The following is a 16569-nucleotide window of genomic DNA, read 5'->3' as shown; positions in this document are numbered from 1 at the left end:
GACCGCCTATGGTGCACGATAAAACACTAGAACCAAAATTTTTTCAAAGCCTGCTAGACAATAGCCCTACCCCTTATCACCTGGTAAACTATATTGAAGAGAAATTAATAAATTATTTTAATGCACAACAATTAAAACTTGAAGAAAAATGGAAAATTGAAACAGGATCATATTACATAAAAAAAGAAGGAACTAGCCTTATTGCCTTTAATATTGATGTTGAAAAAAAATATGAGCCGTTTCTAATAGCAACAGCACACACAGACAGTCCGGGATTAAAATTAAAAATAGACGCAACAGAAAAAACAAGTGGAGTGTTTTACAACCGCATTGAAGTTTATGGTAGTCCAATAATTTCTACTTGGATTGATAGAGACTTAAGCTTAGCAGGAATTGTATATTTCAAAAAAAATGAGAATATTGATTCAAAATTAATAAATATTGAAAACATAGGAATTATTCCAAACCTTGCAATACATTTAAACCGACAAATTAACGAAGGATTCAAATATAATACTCATGACAATTTAACAGTAATAAGTAGCACAAAAAAACCACTAAAAAATACTATCTTAGAACAACTTGGAATAGAACATAAAGATTTTCTATCTTGTGATCTAATATTTACAGAATCACAACCTTCTAAAATAATAGGAACTGAAGGAGAATTTTTGGCTTCTAAAAATCTTGACAACAAATCGGGATGCCATGCGATCATGAATTCTTATGTTCATACAAGCAATGATAAAAATAAAATAGCTGTATTTTTTGACAACGAAGAGATAGGATCTTTAACCTCAAGAGGCGCTGATTCAAATTTTTTATCAGAAGTTTTAGAAAGAATCGATCTTGCTCTTAATTTAACCAGAGAAGAGCATTTAATAAAAACAAACAAATCATTTAATATTTCAATTGATAGCGTTAACGGCATTCATCCGGGATATACATCCAAACATGATCCAAACTATCAAGCAACTCTAGGAAGGGGTATGGTTGTAAAAAATAGTGCCAATTTCAGATATGCAACAACTTCAACGGGATTTGCAAAATTAAAAAATTTGGCTATTAAAAATAATATTAAGATTCAAGAAATAATAATGAAAGCAAATGTTCCTTCGGGCACAACAATTGGTCCAATCTCAAATGCAAGAACAGGGATAGAAACTATTGACATTGGAACACCAATGTGGGCAATGCATTCCCTACGTGAAACAGTATCAATAGCTGACCACATAGAGGCAATTAAATTGCTAAGGGCTTTCTTTGAAAAAGGAATTTAAAATTGGAAAAAATAAAAGAAATAATTGTGGTTGAGGGAAAAGATGATCTTAAAAGAATCAAAGAATCTTTTGATTGCACAGTAATAGAAACAAAAGGATTTGCTTTAAAAAATGAAACTATTAAATTATTAAAAAAAGCCTTAAAATACAAAGGAATAATAATCTTAACAGACAGCGACAAATCTGGAAATATTATTAGACAAAAAATAGTCAAACATCTGGGAGAAAATAATAAAATCAAACATGCATATCTTAATAGTAAAGACACTGAGGTAGAATCAGTAAATAAAGCAGAAATAATAAAGATACTTAAAGGGGTTGGAACTTTATCTAAAGATAATCAAAAAGATTTATTAACATTAAGCGATTTACTAGAACTTGGCATAATAGGAGAAAACTCAAAAGAAAATAGACAAAAAATACAAAAACACCTTTGTTTAGGACATGGGAATAGTAAAAAACTCTTAGAAAGACTTAATTACTTCAAAATAACAAAAACAGACCTAAAAAACCAATTGACGTTAATTAACTCCCCCAGAAGGACTTGAACCTCCGACCTAGTGGTTAACAGCCACCCGCTCTACCACTGAGCTATAGGGGAAATTGAACACTAGAAATATTATCTTAAATTTAAAAATTTTTGTCAATTATTTTCCAATATTTTTAAAATCCCATTAGCAAGAATTTTGGAATCTTGATCTCTAAGCTTAGAAGATCTAATAGACCAAGCTTCCTCTGGAAATGCTAAATTTCTAACTTCTACTAAAAGCTTTGTCATTACTATATTGTTTCTTAAAACATGAAGATTTTGACCCTTAATATAAAAACTTCTTTTCATTCCTTCTGTAATTTTTTCTGCTGCAGACTTTGAATGAATATCATATTTTTTCTCGTCATCTTTTTGATAATAAAATCCCATACTCTTGGGCGCTCCAACACTATTATCCGCATGCAAACTAAAAAAAGCTATATCCTTATCTTTAATATGTTTATATTTATTAACAATGTTTTTAACAACGACCAATCTTTTTTTAAGTCCTGATGGAGTGCCACTTATCCAAGAATCAACAGTATCATTTTTATTTAAATCATAATCATTGTAAACCTCGTTTTTAACATTAACAAAAGTATTGTTAGCAAAAACACTATTCCTAATTAAATGGTCAGGGGCTAAAATAGTAAATTCAACATTAGCTCCCTCTTCTTTAAGATATACATAAAGCCTTAGGGCAATATCATACACATATTCATCTTCAACAACAAAAACTTCATTTCCAAGACCATCTCTAGATTTAACAATAGCTCCAGGATCAAGACCGCCGTGACCTGGATCAAGAATTATTAACTTATCTTTAAGCCTTGATCCTTTATTAAACCTAGAATTTACCAACTTTTCAAAACTTTTGAAAAGTTGCGTTGCCTTTTTATAAGAATTCAAAGGAGAATGCCAATCTTCTGAATAAAACTCACTTGGCTGACTTATCTTTCTTGGTTTATACCAATAATAGAAATCACCAACAACCTCAAATATTGGTATTTTGGAGTCTAAAATAACCAAAGAGCTAATATCAAAAAGATCTTGATTGGCAGTAATTCCAAAAGTATTTAAATTTAGCTTTTTGTTTTTACTTGAAGGAAGATTAACTATTGTTTGCACTTTATTAGAAGAATTAGAGCTAAAATCAACCTTGTTTTTAACAAATAAATCGTTTTTATTTTTAATTATAGAAGAATCAATTAAAAGTTTTTTATCAAAAATTTTCAATTTTTGATCATGCATAATATTATTACTGCTTAAATTATTCCAATTTTTAAGATCTTCAATTAACACCCCGTAATGTCTGGCAATGCTATACAAAGTCTCCCCCACAGCAACTGAATGATAGATAAACTTATTATCTATTTTTTTCTCAATTTTTAAATCTCCCTTAACAGGTTTTTCCAAATCGTTATTTACAATCTTTAAAACATTTAACAATGAACCCGCTTTAAGATTAACAGCTCGATTACCATTAAGAGCTACAAGATCCTTAGCAGTAACACCATAAATATAAGCTATTCTGCCAAGAGTTTCCCCTCTTTTAACATAATGAAAATTAACATTTTTAGTAGCTTTCTTTAAGAAAAGTTGTTGACCAATCCTTAATTTATCATCATTAAGAAAATTAAATTTTAAAATATCCTTAGAACTAATATCAAAATCCTGAGAAAGTTTTGAAAGTGAATCACCTTTCTTAACCACATAAGGCTTTAAAAAATCAGGCTCGGTTAATACAAGTTTCATTCCAACCTTAAGATCTTTAGAGCGCAAATCATTCCAGGCTACTATCTCTTCTTGACTTAGCCCAACAAGCTTTGAGACGCTCTCAATAGTGTCGCCCTCTTTTACGGTGTAAAAAATTACCCCTTTATTAACAGATTCTAGCGAACCAAAAGAATGATTAACTTTATAGGTAATGTTTTGACCTAAATTAGAATCACTTGGAATAATTAATATTTGACCTGCTTTAATATTGTCAACACGAAGTTTATTAACCCTTTTAAGATCGCTTACTTTGGCTTTATACTTAATTGCAATTGAAAAAAGAGTATCTCCTTTGACAACCTTATACTCAAAATCAGCATTAAGATTTACAGGGCTTGTTATCAAAAAATAAAATAATATAATAAGCTCTACAATTTGCAAAACACAAAAAGTTTTACTTTTCCTTAATGCCAGTATTTTGAACAATGTAGTCATAAATTATCCAATAATAATCATATTTTTTGAAGAAGAAAGTATATCTTTTGGAAATATAAAATTGCCCATCGTCAAAATACAAATCAGCAATCACCTTACCCGAAGTATCAGAATAAGTCGTCTCAATAATAGAAAATTTATTTGGTGCTTTTGAAATATCTGAATTATTAGAATTCCACAAATATTCTTTATACTCTTCAACTACATTTTTATTAGGGATAGGTGATAACTTTTGTTTATAAAGGTATGCCTTGCCTTTGTCATTTAATAACAAACCTTCAATATCAAGATATAAAAAGAACTTTTCTTTTTTCCCAAGCTGCAATGCCTTTAGCAAATATGTGACAATCTCATCGGGAGACAATTTTTTCTTTTTCAAGATATCTTGAATATCATTATTTTCAGATAAATTAACAAGATCTATACTGCCCGGATCTTCATCAAAACCATCATTTAAAAAAAGCGTAATAATATTGGATTCTTTTTTCTTAGATGGATCTGAAATGTCTGGGAAAAAAATACCCTTAACAAAATAAACTCCATCTTTACTAAACTTAACAAATTGATTTAAGTTAATAACTACAGAAAATTTTTCATTAGGTCTCAAGCTCATATTTCTAACAGGAATTGCAACATTTTTAGATCTCTTTTTAACATACTCAATAGGTCTTTTAACTTTAATATTGGTGGTATCAGTAACATCAAAATCAAAGCCAAAAGAATTAATATCGCCTATTTCTAAAGTTAAAACACTCTCAGATGAATTGCTAAGAGAAACTTCAATAAAAACATTGCTATTGACACGATAAATAGATTGATTGAAAAACTTGATTTTAAAATCAAGGCCCTTGTAATCTCCAGCAAACAAAACAAAAGAAATATTCATAAAAAAGATATAAAAAAGCAATTTTCTAATATTCATAAGCTCCCCTCAAAACCTAAACACATTATATATAAAGAAAGTAATAATACCTATAGTATATTATTATACTAAATTAATTAAACAAAAAGGTAAAAAATGAATATAGATGAAGAACTAACAACAATATTAAAAAATAACTCCAATTTAAAAAAAATGAAAGAATTTTTAGAACAAAATACATTTTTTTCATTAACAGGATACGAAGGATTTTTCAAAGCTTTTTTAATTAAAAAAATCAAAGAATATAGTAAAGCTGAAAAAATAATATTAATAGTTAAAGACGAGCACACTTTAGATAAAATCAAAAACGATTTACAGGTAATTACAAATCAAATCTTTGAGCTAAACTATTTTAGCCCCCTTGTATACAAGGGTATTGGCTCAAAAAATACGATCTTTAACGAAAGAATCAAATTTTTAATCAATTTTTATAAAAAAAATCCTGGAATATATATTACGGTCTTAAAATCATTGCTTAGCAAAATACCCGATAAAAATACATTGCTAACAAATATATATAAAATTGAAAAAAATACCAATATTAATACAGCAAACATTGAAAAAACTCTTATAACATTGGGATATGAAAAAACATTCAGAGTAACAATTCCGGGAGAATTTACAATAAAAGGAGAAATTATAGATCTATATCCCTTTGGAGAGCAAAATCCAATAAGAATTGTACTAAACTTTGACAAAATAGAAGAAATAAGGAAATTTAATCCCTTAACCCAATTAAAACACGATAATGAAATTTTAGAATTCCAAATTCTTCCAAAAAAAGAAATTATTTGGAACGAAGAAACTGTTAATACCCTAAAAACAAAGATTAAATCTGCTGAATATAAAAAGATTCTTGAAGAGTTAGATTTTAAAAAAGAAACAAAAACAGAAGAAATGTTTTACCCACTAGTAGCAAATACTTACTTAATTGATGAGATTGAAAAACACACACCTATTATAAACTTTGAAATTAATAATTTCGAAAAAGAAATTGAAAAAATACACCAAGAATATGAAAAGCTTTATAAAGAAGCAAAAGAAGCTGGTAAAAATATAATTGATCCAAAAAGAATTCTCTTAAATTCTAAAACCTTTAATCTAAAAAGTGATGTTTTATTTTCAAAGATTAAAAGTCCTAAATCCAAAGAAATTATAGAATTTAAAATCGAAAGTGAGAGAAACTTTTTTTCAAATATAGCGCTTACAAAAGAGGAACTTGAAAATTGGCTAAAAAATGGATTTAAAATCATTATTGCAGCAGAATCTGAATCACAAAAAGAAAAACTTAAATATATTTTTAAAGAATTACCAAAAGTATCAATTGAGGTGTTAAAAATATCTAGCTCTTTAATAATAGAAAAAGAAAAAATTGCCATTATTCTTGAATCAAACATTTTCAATACAGGACAAAAAATAAACAAAACCTTTGAATCTTCAAAAACAAAAGCTATTGACTCTTTCGTTGAGATTGAGAAAAATAGCCATGTAGTTCACATAAACCATGGAATTGGTATATTTAGGCAAATAAAGAGAATAAAAACAAGCTCTCTTGAAAAGGATTATATTGAGATTGAATACGCTGAAGGAGAAAAACTTTTCATTCCAATTGAACAAACAAATTTAATCCAAAAATACATTGGAAGTGATCCTAAAAATATTAAATTAGACAAAATCAGCTCTAAAACATGGATAAAAAACAAAGCAAACGCAAAAAAAAGAATCGAAGAGATTGCAGACAAATTAATAGAACTTTATTCAAAAAGAGAAAGCATTAAGGGCATTAAATATCCAGAAGATAGCGAATTACAATTGTTATTTGAATCTGAATTTCCATACGATGAAACTCAAGATCAAATAAGAGCAATAAAAGAAATAAAAGAAGATATGATGAGCTTTAAGGTGATGGATCGCCTTCTTTGTGGAGATGTTGGATTTGGAAAAACTGAAGTTGCCATGAGAGCTGCTTTTAAAGCCGTAATGGGAAACAAACAGGTAATTGTACTCTCGCCAACAACTATCTTAGCAGAACAGCATTTCAATACATTCAAAAAAAGATTTAAAAATTTTCCAATCAAAATCGAAGTATTAAGCAGATTTATCAAAAATAACACAGAAACCCGGATTTTAAAAGAAATGAAAAGTGGGAAAATTGATATAATCATAGGAACACACAAAATTCTTTCAAAAAAATTCACTTGCAAAAATTTAGGATTAATAATAATTGATGAAGAACAAAGATTTGGCGTAAAAGAAAAAGAAAAACTTAAAGAAATAAAAATTTCTGTTGATTGTCTTGCTCTTTCTGCAACACCAATTCCTAGATCTCTTCACATGTCACTAATTAAGCTCAGAGATATTTCCGTTTTAAAAATTCCACCTAAAAACAGAGTAAAAATAGAAACTTATTTAGAATCGTTTAGCGAACTTTTAATAAAACATGCAATTGAGAGCGAACTATCTCGAGATGGTCAAGTTTTTTTAGTAAATCACAATATTGAAGAACTGCATTATTTAAAAACGCTTATTGAAAAATTAACTCCTTATGCAAGAATTGCAATAATTCATGGAAAACTTACAGGAGATGAGATTGAAAACATAATGCACAATTTTATTAAAAAAGCATATCAAATTTTATTAGCAACAACAATAATTGAAAATGGAATAGACATTCCAAATGCAAATACAATAATAATAAATAATGCAAACAAGTTTGGACTTGCGCAGCTATATCAACTAAAAGGAAGAGTTGGAAGAGGATCCAAAAAAGCTTATGCTTATTTTTTATACCAAGATAGCGAAAAGCTAAATGAACGCTCTATTGAAAGGCTAAGAGCAATAACCGAATTTTCAGATCTAGGAGCAGGTTTTAAAATAGCAATGAAAGATATGGAAATAAGGGGTGTTGGGAATTTACTTGGCAGAGAACAACACGGGGAGATTGAGTCGATTGGATTAGATTACTATCTAACAATGCTAAACAAAGCAATTGAAAAAAAAATGGGAAAAATATCATCAGAAAAAGAAGTTGATATTGAAATTAACTATAGTGGCTTTATTCCTGACAATTATGCAAAAAATGAACAGGATAAAATATTAATCTACAAAAAAATCTTTGAAATTCAAACTGAAGAAGAAAGTAAAAAGATAATATCAGAGCTGCAAGACAAATTTGGCCCAATACCTAAAGAAATAAATAGTCTATTAATGTTGGCTGAACTTAAGATTTTAGCAAAAGATTTAAACATAATAAAATTAAAAGAAACAAACAGAACTTTGGAAATAGAATATAAAAATGCAGAAAGCATCCCTATGGAAAAAATAATAGAAATACTTCAAAAATATCCTAATTTATTAATGTTAAATCCCTCATATCAAAAATCAATATTTTTAAGCTTTAAAAATATTGAAAAATCTGAGAAAATAAATTACATATATAAAAATATTAATTTACTAAAAACAAACACATAGCTTGTCAAATACAAAAGGAAAAAAAATGAAAATATTAATAATAAACACAGGAAGTTCTTCATTGAAATTTGCTATTTATCAATATGAAAATTCAAAAAAAATAATATCTGGAATTGTTGAAAAAATAAAATCACAAAAATCAATCATAAAAATTATAAATACTGACGGATCAATAACAGAAAGATTTGAAAAAGGAATTGAAAATCACCAAAAAGCAATAGAGAAAATGTTTGAATTGTTATTAAGCAGTAATTTAAACATCCTTAAAACCATTAATGAAATTGAAATAATAGGACACAGAGTTGTACATGGGGGCTCAAGCCTTAAAAATTCAGTAATTCTTACAAACAGTATTTTAAATAAATTAAAACAAATTTCTGAACTTGCTCCACTTCACAACCCAAATGCAATCATCGCAATAGAAGCAGTGCTTAAAATTTTACCACATGCAAAACAAGTTTTATGCTTTGATACTTCATGGCATCAAACTATAAAAGAACATGCTTTTCTTTATGCAATTCCATATTCTTGGTATAAAAAATACAATATTAGAAAATATGGCTTTCATGGCCTTTCTTATTCGTACATAACAAAAAGATCTTCAGAAATTTTAAATAAAAAAATAGATAATCTAAATTTAATAATATTACATCTTGGAAATGGAGCAAGCATTAATGCTGTTAAAAATGGAAAATCTTATGACACAAGCATGGGAATTACTCCGCTTGAAGGGCTTGCAATGGGAACAAGAAGCGGTGATATAGACCCATCAATTATTAATTTGATGAGCACTATATTAAATAAAACCACCAAACAAATTGAAGAAATATTAAATAAAGAAAGCGGCATACTAGGAATTTCTGAAAAATCAAACGACATGAGAGATATTTGGAACAAAATTGAAGAAGGAGAATATCAATCAAAACTTGCAATAGATATAATGACATATAGAATAAAAAAATATATCGGATCTTACATTGCTGCTCTTGATTTTAATATTGATGCAATAGTTTTTACAGGTGGAATTGGAATTGTTGATTATAAAATAAGAGATCTTTCCCTAAAAGGGTTTGAAAAAATTGGAATAGAGCTGGACCTTGAAAAAAATGAAATGGCCCAAAACAAAAATTTAGAATCTAAAGAAATATCAACCACTAATAGCAAAGTAAAAATACTGGTAATAAAAACAAATGAGGAATTAACCATTCTTGAAAACATTTATAATTTAATTCCAAAAAATTTATGATTTTTTAATTTTAAAACCTAAAATCTGGTTTATTTATTGAAATAATTTTAAATAGTTTTACATTTAATTCTAGCAAAGTAAAGTTGCCTTTTTAACATTTTCCATTACTTGTTTCCCCTTTACAATTTCAAGAAGAGTAAAAGCAAATTCAAATGAAGTTCCAACACCTTTAGAAGTAATAAAATTATTGCTTATAACAATATTTTTATCTACAAATTCACCATCAAGCACATTTTTTTCCAAACCCGGATAACACGTAAACTTATTAAGCCCCAGAAGACCTTTAGCAGCAAGCACTACCACTGGAGAAGCACAAATAGCTGCAATATATTTACCTCTAGCATTCATATCTTTTAAAATTAAATCTAATTCTTTTGAATTAAAAAGATTAGTAGCTCCAGGCATGCCTCCTGGAAGGATTATTAAATCAAAACAATTTTCCTTACAGTTTGATATTACATCATCTGTTAAAAAAGAAACCCCTTTTGAACTTATCACAACATTGTTATCATTTGCGCTGATAACTTGAATATTAACATTGCCCCGTCTTAAAATATCAATCGGGACTATGGCCTCAATATCTTCAAAGCCATTTGCAAGAATAATCCCCACTACCATTTACAACCCCTAATGCTGATGGAGGGACTTGAACCCACGACAACTCGGATATGAGCCGAGTGCTCTAACCAACTGAGCTACATCAGCCTAAACCTTTATTAAGTGTATAAATTCAATAATGCTTTGTCAATGCTATTATTAAAAAGCATTATTATAAAGTATAATACAAAATGATTTGCTAATAAACATAGACAATATATTAGCATTTATTATTTTATGGTTAAATGAAAAGAAATTTTTATCTTATTATCCTTTTTATAACTAACAACTGCTTCTCCATTGATTTTTGGGATACAATGGAAAGAGAAAAACTAATAAATGAAATAGTAAGCAAAATGCAAGATCATGAGCTGCTAGGACAAATGTTCATGATAAGTTATCCAAATCAATCAATAACAAATTTTGTTCTTGATTTTATAAGTAAAAAAAACCTTGGAGGAATTAAAATTTTTGGATGGAACGCAAAAAATTTAGAAAACTTAACAGAAAGTATTAATAAAGCTCAAAAAGCATCTCAAAATAATAAATTTAAAATTCCTTTATTTGTAGCAACAGATCAAGAAGGTGGATGGACACAGCACATAAAATCAAATACATCAGAAACAATTGGCAATCTTGGAATTACAGCATCTCTTTCTCCAAAAGATTCTTATAATACAGGATATTACATAGCACAAGAGCTAAGTCGAATTGGAATAAATTTAAACTTTGCACCCATAGTAGATATATATAGTGATGAAAATAATTTCACAATAGGCCCAAGAACATATTCGGACAATCCTAAAATAGTATCACTTCTTTCCCTGGCCTTCTACAAAGGACAAAAGCAGGGAGGAATAATTTCTACTGCAAAACATTTCCCAGGACACGGCAACACCACTCTTGACTCCCACATAGATATTCCAATAATAAATTCTAATTTACTAGAAATAAACTTAAATGAACTTTTACCATATAAAATATTAATCCAAGAAAATATTCCAGTAATAATGACAGGACATATAGCATATCCAAAGCTCACAAATGGAGAAAATATTCCTGCATCATCCTCAACAAAAATAATTAAAGATATACTAAGGAAGAAATTAAAATACAATAATATAATAATTACTGATGATCTATTAATGAACGCAGCAAAATACAATAATGAGAGCGTTTACAATACAATTGAAAGAATAGTTAGAACCAAAAGTGATATTTTTTTAATATCTTTAAATGAAAATATACAAAAAAATGCTTACAACATGCTGCTAAACTTAATGAAAAAAGATTCGGAAATAAAAAATAATATTGTTGAGTCTAATAAAAGAATATTAAGAATAAAATTGGCATACTTAAAAGAAAGTAAAAATAAATCTGATCTTTATCCTAATTTCAATAAAAATGAGAAAATATATTCAAAAGAAGGTGAAAAATTTTTTGAACAAAACACATTAAGGGGTATTACAAAAGTAAGAATAGAAAAAGAAATATCTAAAACTAAAAAAACCCTCATAATATCTCCTTACTATAAAATGATTGCAGAAGGCAAAAAAATATTTCAAAATACACATGCTTATTATTACAACTATTATCCCCTAAACAGGATTAATCCCAAAAAACTCAACGAAATTAAAAAATTAATTAAAAATTTTGAGCAAGTTATCTTTAGTTTATCAACGCCCGGAAGCTTAAAATATTTAGAAAATTTAAAAGAATATAAAGACAAAATAAGTGTAATTGTATCTCTTACACCTCAATATATTAAAAAATTAAATTGGATAAAAAACATAGTAATCATTTATGGAACAACGCCTCTGGCATTTAAATCTGGATTTTTAACACTCACTAAGGATTTTGATCCAAAAGGAACCATTCCTTTAAGGAATATTATAAATAAATATTATCCTTAATGTATGCTAGCATTCTATTTTTTACGATCTCTAGAGAACCTTGTTTGATTCTAAACCCACTAGCATTTTTATGTCCCCCACCTCCAAAATCTTCTGCCAATTTACCAACATTAAAAGAATCTTTGGATCTTAGCCCAACTATAATAGAACCATCCTCCATCTCCTTTAAAATACCTAAAATTTCATTATTCTCAACATTACTTAAAATCATATAAAAAAGCTCATTAACCCCACTAACACCGCCATCTTTGCCAGAACTAGAAGAAGATAAAAATGTAAACAAAACCTTACCATTCCAATAAGATTCAAGGCTGTTAAGCATTAACTTAAGAGTTTCTATTGATTTTAGACTTTTGGTGACTTCTATATAGCTATAAACTTCTTTAAGACTTATTCCTTTTGAAACCAATCTTGCAACCATTTCAAAAGGCTCTGGATCACTTCTTGAGATAAATTTAAAAAACCCAGTATCAGTGCAAAATCCTACTAAAATGTACCATGCCTCTTCTTTTGTAAGATCATATCCAAACTCTCTGATCAATTTTTCAATTAAAAAAGTAGTAGAAGGTGCAAAAGGATCAATATAGCCTACACATTCCAATCTTTCACCAGACATATGATGATCGATTACTAAAATGGGCATATCCTTTACATAAAATACAAATTCATCACCTATCCTATCTAAAATTGAGCAATCTAAAATAATAACCGAATACTCTGAAAGCTCAATATTAGGCCATTCAGATAAAAACTTATCCTTAAAAGGAATTATTTCTTTTCTAATAAAAGGGCCTTCATTTAATAAAACAGAATTTTTACCAATTCTTGAGAGAAAAGAAGATAAAGCTAAAGACGAACCTATGCAATCAAAATCAGGATCTTTGTGCCCAATAATAATAAAATTATTATACTTTTTAATAAAATTAATAACATCTCTCATAATAAAGTTCGCAAACCTTCCATAAAACAAGTTCCTAACTTATTTTACATTGACTATATTACAATATTTCAATAAAATAAACCACAATCACTAAAAAATACAACAGGTGGAAAATTGTGGAAACACTAAAACAAGAAGATATAGATAAAGCATTTTATATGGCAGAAAAAGCAAGAAACAATTCCTATTCTCCATATTCAAAATTCAAAGTAGGTGCCTGCATTAAGACTAAAGCAAACGAATTTTTTATTGGAACAAATGTTGAAAATGCAAGCTTTGGAGCAACTTGTTGTGCAGAAAGAAGCGCAATTTTAAATATGATTGCAAAAATTGGTGTACAAACAATAGATTTTTTATTGCTCAATACAAGTCCTGAATCTATTCCGTGCGCTATATGCCTACAAGTAATGTCAGAGTTTTTTGATCAAGATACAAAAATAATAATAACAGAATCTAAATCATTTAATGAAAACAAAATACCAATAAAAATTTATACATTAAAAGATTTGCTTAAAGCCCCCTTTGATAAAAAAGAACTAAGAAGAGTTACGTAATAGCAGCTTGCAAAAAATTAAATCAATTTAATATCTTTAGAGAAACCAAAGCACTTGCAAGCTTATTTAATTTGTTGCTTGCAAGAGTATTAGCAGATAAATCAAATACATTTAAAATAAGTTTTTTCTCATCAGAATTAAAATTATATTCCAAATCTTCAAATAATAAAAAATTAATAATTGGAACAAATTTTTCTATAAAGCTGTATAAACTATTATTAAGATCATAAGCTTCATAATAATGATTAAATATATCTTCTAATGACTTTCTGTCAAACTCTTTTAAAACCTCGTAAAAAATATTTTCAATATTATCAATTACACTGTGCAAATCATTATTATTTAAAATAATTTTTTTACATTTTTTTGTGAAAAAATCTGCTTGCCGCATAAAATAATCCCTCACTTTTGCCCTAACAAACCAAGATTGAGCTTAAATTTAATAAATGCTAGAATGTAGCGTCAATGTTACATTAGTAAAATTATGCAATAACTAGGAGAATGTTACAATTATGGTCAAGGTAATAAGCTTAAAAAACATTCATAAATTTGATTATTTAAAACTGGATCCTTTAAAAAAAGAAGACATCTGCATTATTTATATTGAAAATAATTCAAAATTAATTGCAAATCTTAAGGCAAAAGCAAAAGCTGATCAAATTGAAATAACTCATTTTTATATTGATGATGATTTTAAATTAGAAGGCATAGAAAGAATAATGATTAGTAATTTAATTCACTACGGTAAAAAAAATAAATTTAAAACAATTTCATGCCAAATTGCTGAAATACAAGAAGAGCTTTTAAGCTTGGGATTTGAACATAAAGATTCTCAATATAAAAAAGAATTAGCATCTGAAATAGAAGAAGATAAATTTGTAATGGGAATAGGGATAATCTCTATATTTACCGAAGTAGCATCAATATCTTCCAAGCTTACTGTTGGAATACTGTTTAATTCATTTGCACTTATTGCCGATGCTTTCCACGTCATGGCCGACTTTGTCTTATCTACAATAACTTACTTTAGTCTAAAAATTACAAGCAAACCCGAAACCATCCATTATCCTCATGGACACAAACTAATGGAAAGCTTAATAGCTTTTATCATGGGAATAATCATACTTGTAGCAGGATTTACACTATTTTTAAATACAACCGGATTAAATAAATTTATCACTCTTGGGGGGGAGTCTGGATTTAATCTACACATACACCAAAACAAAAATAAAAATGATGATATATATGAACACGACCACAGCCACCCACAAGACCATGACCACAATCACAGCGAAGAAGATAAAAAAAACGTACTAGAAATATTTTCAAATAAATCTCTTAAAAAAAGCTTGTGGATACCACTAACCCCCTTCATTTTTTTTATAGTGAAAATAATAGAATATTTGACAAAATTCCAAATAGGGAAAAGATACAACAATCAACTTCTCTTAGCACTAGCTTCAGCTGATAAAAACTGTATATTCTCACATGGTGGGATTACACTAAGTTTGCTACTTGCAACTTACATGTGGAGTGGCTTTGACAAAATTATGTCTATATTTATTGGCTTTATCATAATAAAAGAAGGACTTAACGTAATAATAAATAACGCAAACAATTTGCTCTCAAAACAAAATATAGATCTTAAAAGAAGCGTAAAAGATACGTTAAAAAATTCACATATAAACTTTAAAACACTCAATTTTCATAATCAAGGCAACAAACTTATACTTTATATCAAAATAAATTTGAATTCAGAAAATGACTTTAAAAATTTTATAAATAAAACACAAGATATTAAAAAAATCATAAAACAAGAATATAAAGAAATAAATGATATATATTTTTTAATCTAATTATTTTAGTTTAATTAAATTAATAATAAACAAATAATTGACACTCATAATAAAGTTGTGCTAACATTTTAAACTGTAAGACGCAGGGTAGAGCAGTTGGTAGCTCGTCGGGCTCATAACCCGAAGGTCATAGGTTCGAGTCCTATCCCTGCTATGCTTTATTTTTAATATGTGAGGAATTGATGAATAGAAAACAAATAGCTAAAGGCAAGCTGGTAAGGAGATTTGGTATCAACATTTTTGAGCAGCCAAAATATGACAAACTCCTTAAAAAAAAGCCGCATCCTCCCGGAATGCATGGAAAAGCCAGAAAAGCTAAGATCACAGAATATGGAAAACAATTGATAGAAAAGCAAAAGATAAAGTTTACTTATGGCGTAAGCGAAAGACAACTAACCAACACTTTTAAAGAAGCAAAAAAACATCACGGTGTTACTGGGGACAACTTACTATCAATACTTGAGAGAAGAATTGACAATGTTGTATATAGAGCTGGATTTGCCATCTCAAGAGCACACGCAAGGCAAATAGTTTCTCACGGTATTATTATATTAAATGGAAGAAGAGTTACAATCCCTTCAATAATACTAAGAGCAAATGATCAAATTCAAATAAAAGAAAAAGACAGCCTAAAAAAATTAATAAGATCAAATATAGAAAAAACTTCGTCTCTTAGAAATTTACCAACTTGGATAGAAGTAAATGCTGATGATTTAAACATAAAAGTAAAGCATGCTCCATCAAGAGACGAGATACCTACGCTTGCTAATGAACAAATGGTTGTAGAATATTATTCAAAGAGAGCATAACATATCTTTTATTTCTGCATTATTAAAGTAACAAAAAAGTGGCTTTAATTAGCCACTTTTTCTTATTTACCTTTTTTTTTACCCTTTGAAAAATTTTTTCCCAAATTATTCTTAGCAAAACAAGAAAAACCACTATTCTTTTTCAAGCCTTTAACATTAGGCTGAGCATTAAAAGACACTCTATTGCCCGAAGGCTTTCTAACTCCATCTTTCATATATCTACTCCTAAAATATAAATTTA

At 28.2% G+C, this 16569-nt stretch carries 14 protein-coding genes and 3 tRNA genes; 9 read left to right on the top strand and 8 right to left on the bottom strand.

Features of this window, described 5'->3' with window-relative positions; all coding sequences use genetic code 11:
* Positions 1-8: 8 nt before the first annotated feature.
* Both QIA22_RS03720 and rnmV read left to right on the top strand, forming a co-directional pair.
* Positions 9-1280: a M18 family aminopeptidase gene (locus QIA22_RS03720; RefSeq protein ID WP_301611859.1), complete on the top strand. Its 1272-nt coding sequence runs from the start codon at positions 9-11 to the stop codon at positions 1278-1280.
* 2 nt (positions 1281-1282) lie between these two features.
* Complete coding sequence (gene rnmV, locus QIA22_RS03715; protein ID WP_301611857.1) at positions 1283-1828, top strand: ribonuclease M5; 546 nt, start codon at positions 1283-1285, stop codon at positions 1826-1828.
* Here rnmV and QIA22_RS03710 read toward each other — a convergent pair.
* The 3 genes from QIA22_RS03710 to QIA22_RS03700 all read right to left on the bottom strand — a co-directional run bounded on the left by QIA22_RS03710 (position 1810) and on the right by QIA22_RS03700 (position 4942).
* Positions 1810-1881 (bottom strand) — tRNA-Asn (locus QIA22_RS03710). The two genes, rnmV and QIA22_RS03710, sit on opposite strands and share 19 nt — an antisense overlap.
* A gap of 42 nt (positions 1882-1923) precedes the next feature.
* Positions 1924-4020: a LysM peptidoglycan-binding domain-containing protein gene (locus QIA22_RS03705; protein ID WP_301611856.1), complete on the bottom strand. Its 2097-nt coding sequence runs from the start codon at positions 4018-4020 to the stop codon at positions 1924-1926.
* Positions 3980-4942, bottom strand: a complete 963-nt coding sequence (locus QIA22_RS03700; RefSeq protein ID WP_301611854.1) for a hypothetical protein — start codon at positions 4940-4942, stop codon at positions 3980-3982. Before QIA22_RS03700 ends, QIA22_RS03705 begins: the two co-directional genes overlap by 41 nt.
* A 96-nt stretch (positions 4943-5038) precedes the next feature.
* Here QIA22_RS03700 and mfd point away from each other — a divergent pair, with 96 nt between their 5' ends.
* Entirely contained in the window at positions 5039-8413 is a 3375-nt protein-coding gene (mfd, locus tag QIA22_RS03695) for a transcription-repair coupling factor (RefSeq protein WP_301611852.1), read from the top strand.
* Positions 8414-8438: 25 nt separating this feature from the next.
* A complete protein-coding gene (locus QIA22_RS03690; RefSeq protein ID WP_301611851.1) occupies positions 8439-9659 on the top strand; it encodes an acetate kinase in 1221 nt (406 codons plus the stop codon).
* A gap of 69 nt (positions 9660-9728) precedes the next feature.
* Here QIA22_RS03690 and QIA22_RS03685 read toward each other — a convergent pair whose 3' ends face one another.
* Together QIA22_RS03685 and QIA22_RS03680 are read right to left on the bottom strand one after the other, a co-directional pair.
* Positions 9729-10277 (bottom strand): DJ-1 family glyoxalase III, encoded by a 549-nt coding sequence (locus tag QIA22_RS03685; protein ID WP_301611849.1) that lies wholly within the window; start codon positions 10275-10277, stop codon positions 9729-9731.
* A 13-nt stretch (positions 10278-10290) separates the two neighbouring features.
* Positions 10291-10364, bottom strand: a tRNA-Met gene (locus tag QIA22_RS03680).
* A gap of 209 nt (positions 10365-10573) precedes the next feature.
* On the opposite strand from QIA22_RS03680, the gene QIA22_RS03675 reads away from it, so the two are divergent.
* On the top strand, positions 10574-12169 hold the full coding sequence (locus QIA22_RS03675) for a glycoside hydrolase family 3 N-terminal domain-containing protein (protein WP_301611847.1): 1596 nt from the start codon (positions 10574-10576) through the stop codon (positions 12167-12169).
* On the opposite strand, the gene QIA22_RS03670 is transcribed toward QIA22_RS03675, so the two are convergent.
* Entirely contained in the window at positions 12147-13109 is a 963-nt protein-coding gene (locus tag QIA22_RS03670; protein ID WP_301611845.1) for a DHH family phosphoesterase, read from the bottom strand. The genes QIA22_RS03675 and QIA22_RS03670 overlap by 23 nt on opposite strands.
* A 116-nt stretch (positions 13110-13225) precedes the next feature.
* Between QIA22_RS03670 and cdd the strand changes: the two genes are divergently transcribed.
* Entirely contained in the window at positions 13226-13663 is a 438-nt protein-coding gene (gene cdd / locus QIA22_RS03665) for a cytidine deaminase (protein ID WP_301611843.1), read from the top strand.
* Positions 13664-13685: 22 nt separating this feature from the next.
* On the opposite strand, the gene QIA22_RS03660 is transcribed toward cdd, so the two are convergent.
* Entirely contained in the window at positions 13686-14054 is a 369-nt protein-coding gene (locus QIA22_RS03660; protein ID WP_301611842.1) for a hypothetical protein, read from the bottom strand.
* A gap of 121 nt (positions 14055-14175) precedes the next feature.
* On the opposite strand from QIA22_RS03660, the gene QIA22_RS03655 reads away from it, so the two are divergent.
* The 3 genes from QIA22_RS03655 to rpsD all read left to right on the top strand — a co-directional run bounded on the left by QIA22_RS03655 (position 14176) and on the right by rpsD (position 16328).
* Positions 14176-15519, top strand: a complete 1344-nt coding sequence (locus QIA22_RS03655) for a cation diffusion facilitator family transporter (RefSeq protein WP_301611840.1) — start codon at positions 14176-14178, stop codon at positions 15517-15519.
* An 81-nt stretch (positions 15520-15600) separates the two neighbouring features.
* A tRNA-Met gene (locus QIA22_RS03650) sits at positions 15601-15673 on the top strand.
* A gap of 28 nt (positions 15674-15701) precedes the next feature.
* A complete protein-coding gene (rpsD, locus tag QIA22_RS03645) occupies positions 15702-16328 on the top strand; it encodes a 30S ribosomal protein S4 (RefSeq protein ID WP_231011797.1) in 627 nt (208 codons plus the stop codon).
* Positions 16329-16390: 62 nt separating this feature from the next.
* On the opposite strand, the gene QIA22_RS03640 is transcribed toward rpsD, so the two are convergent.
* The gene (locus QIA22_RS03640; protein ID WP_301611838.1) at positions 16391-16543 is read right to left on the bottom strand and encodes a hypothetical protein; all 153 of its coding nucleotides are present in this window, start codon (positions 16541-16543) and stop codon (positions 16391-16393) included.
* Positions 16544-16569 lie beyond the last annotated feature (26 nt).

The organism is Borreliella kurtenbachii, assembly GCF_030437945.2.
GTDB classification, from domain to species: domain Bacteria; phylum Spirochaetota; class Spirochaetia; order Borreliales; family Borreliaceae; genus Borreliella; species Borreliella carolinensis.
The sequence above is the reverse complement of the archived record's forward strand: the minus strand, read 5'-3'. Positions and strand labels throughout refer to the sequence as shown.

Excerpts from the sequence above, each read along its gene's own strand:
- QIA22_RS03720 (WP_301611859.1), top strand. The coding sequence starts at position 9 with ATGGTGCACGATAAAACACTAGAACCAAAATTTTTTCAAAGCCTGCTA.
- QIA22_RS03705 (WP_301611856.1), bottom strand. The coding sequence starts at position 4,020 with ATGACTACATTGTTCAAAATACTGGCATTAAGGAAAAGTAAAACTTTT.
- QIA22_RS03700 (WP_301611854.1), bottom strand. The coding sequence starts at position 4,942 with ATGAATATTAGAAAATTGCTTTTTTATATCTTTTTTATGAATATTTCT.
- mfd (WP_301611852.1), top strand. The coding sequence starts at position 5,039 with ATGAATATAGATGAAGAACTAACAACAATATTAAAAAATAACTCCAAT.
- QIA22_RS03690 (WP_301611851.1), top strand. The coding sequence starts at position 8,439 with ATGAAAATATTAATAATAAACACAGGAAGTTCTTCATTGAAATTTGCT.
- QIA22_RS03685 (WP_301611849.1), bottom strand. The coding sequence starts at position 10,277 with ATGGTAGTGGGGATTATTCTTGCAAATGGCTTTGAAGATATTGAGGCC.
- QIA22_RS03675 (WP_301611847.1), top strand. The coding sequence starts at position 10,574 with ATGGAAAGAGAAAAACTAATAAATGAAATAGTAAGCAAAATGCAAGAT.
- QIA22_RS03670 (WP_301611845.1), bottom strand. The coding sequence starts at position 13,109 with ATGAGAGATGTTATTAATTTTATTAAAAAGTATAATAATTTTATTATT.
- QIA22_RS03660 (WP_301611842.1), bottom strand. The coding sequence starts at position 14,054 with ATGCGGCAAGCAGATTTTTTCACAAAAAAATGTAAAAAAATTATTTTA.
- QIA22_RS03655 (WP_301611840.1), top strand. The coding sequence starts at position 14,176 with ATGGTCAAGGTAATAAGCTTAAAAAACATTCATAAATTTGATTATTTA.
- rpsD (WP_231011797.1), top strand. The coding sequence starts at position 15,702 with ATGAATAGAAAACAAATAGCTAAAGGCAAGCTGGTAAGGAGATTTGGT.
- QIA22_RS03640 (WP_301611838.1), bottom strand. The coding sequence starts at position 16,543 with ATGAAAGATGGAGTTAGAAAGCCTTCGGGCAATAGAGTGTCTTTTAAT.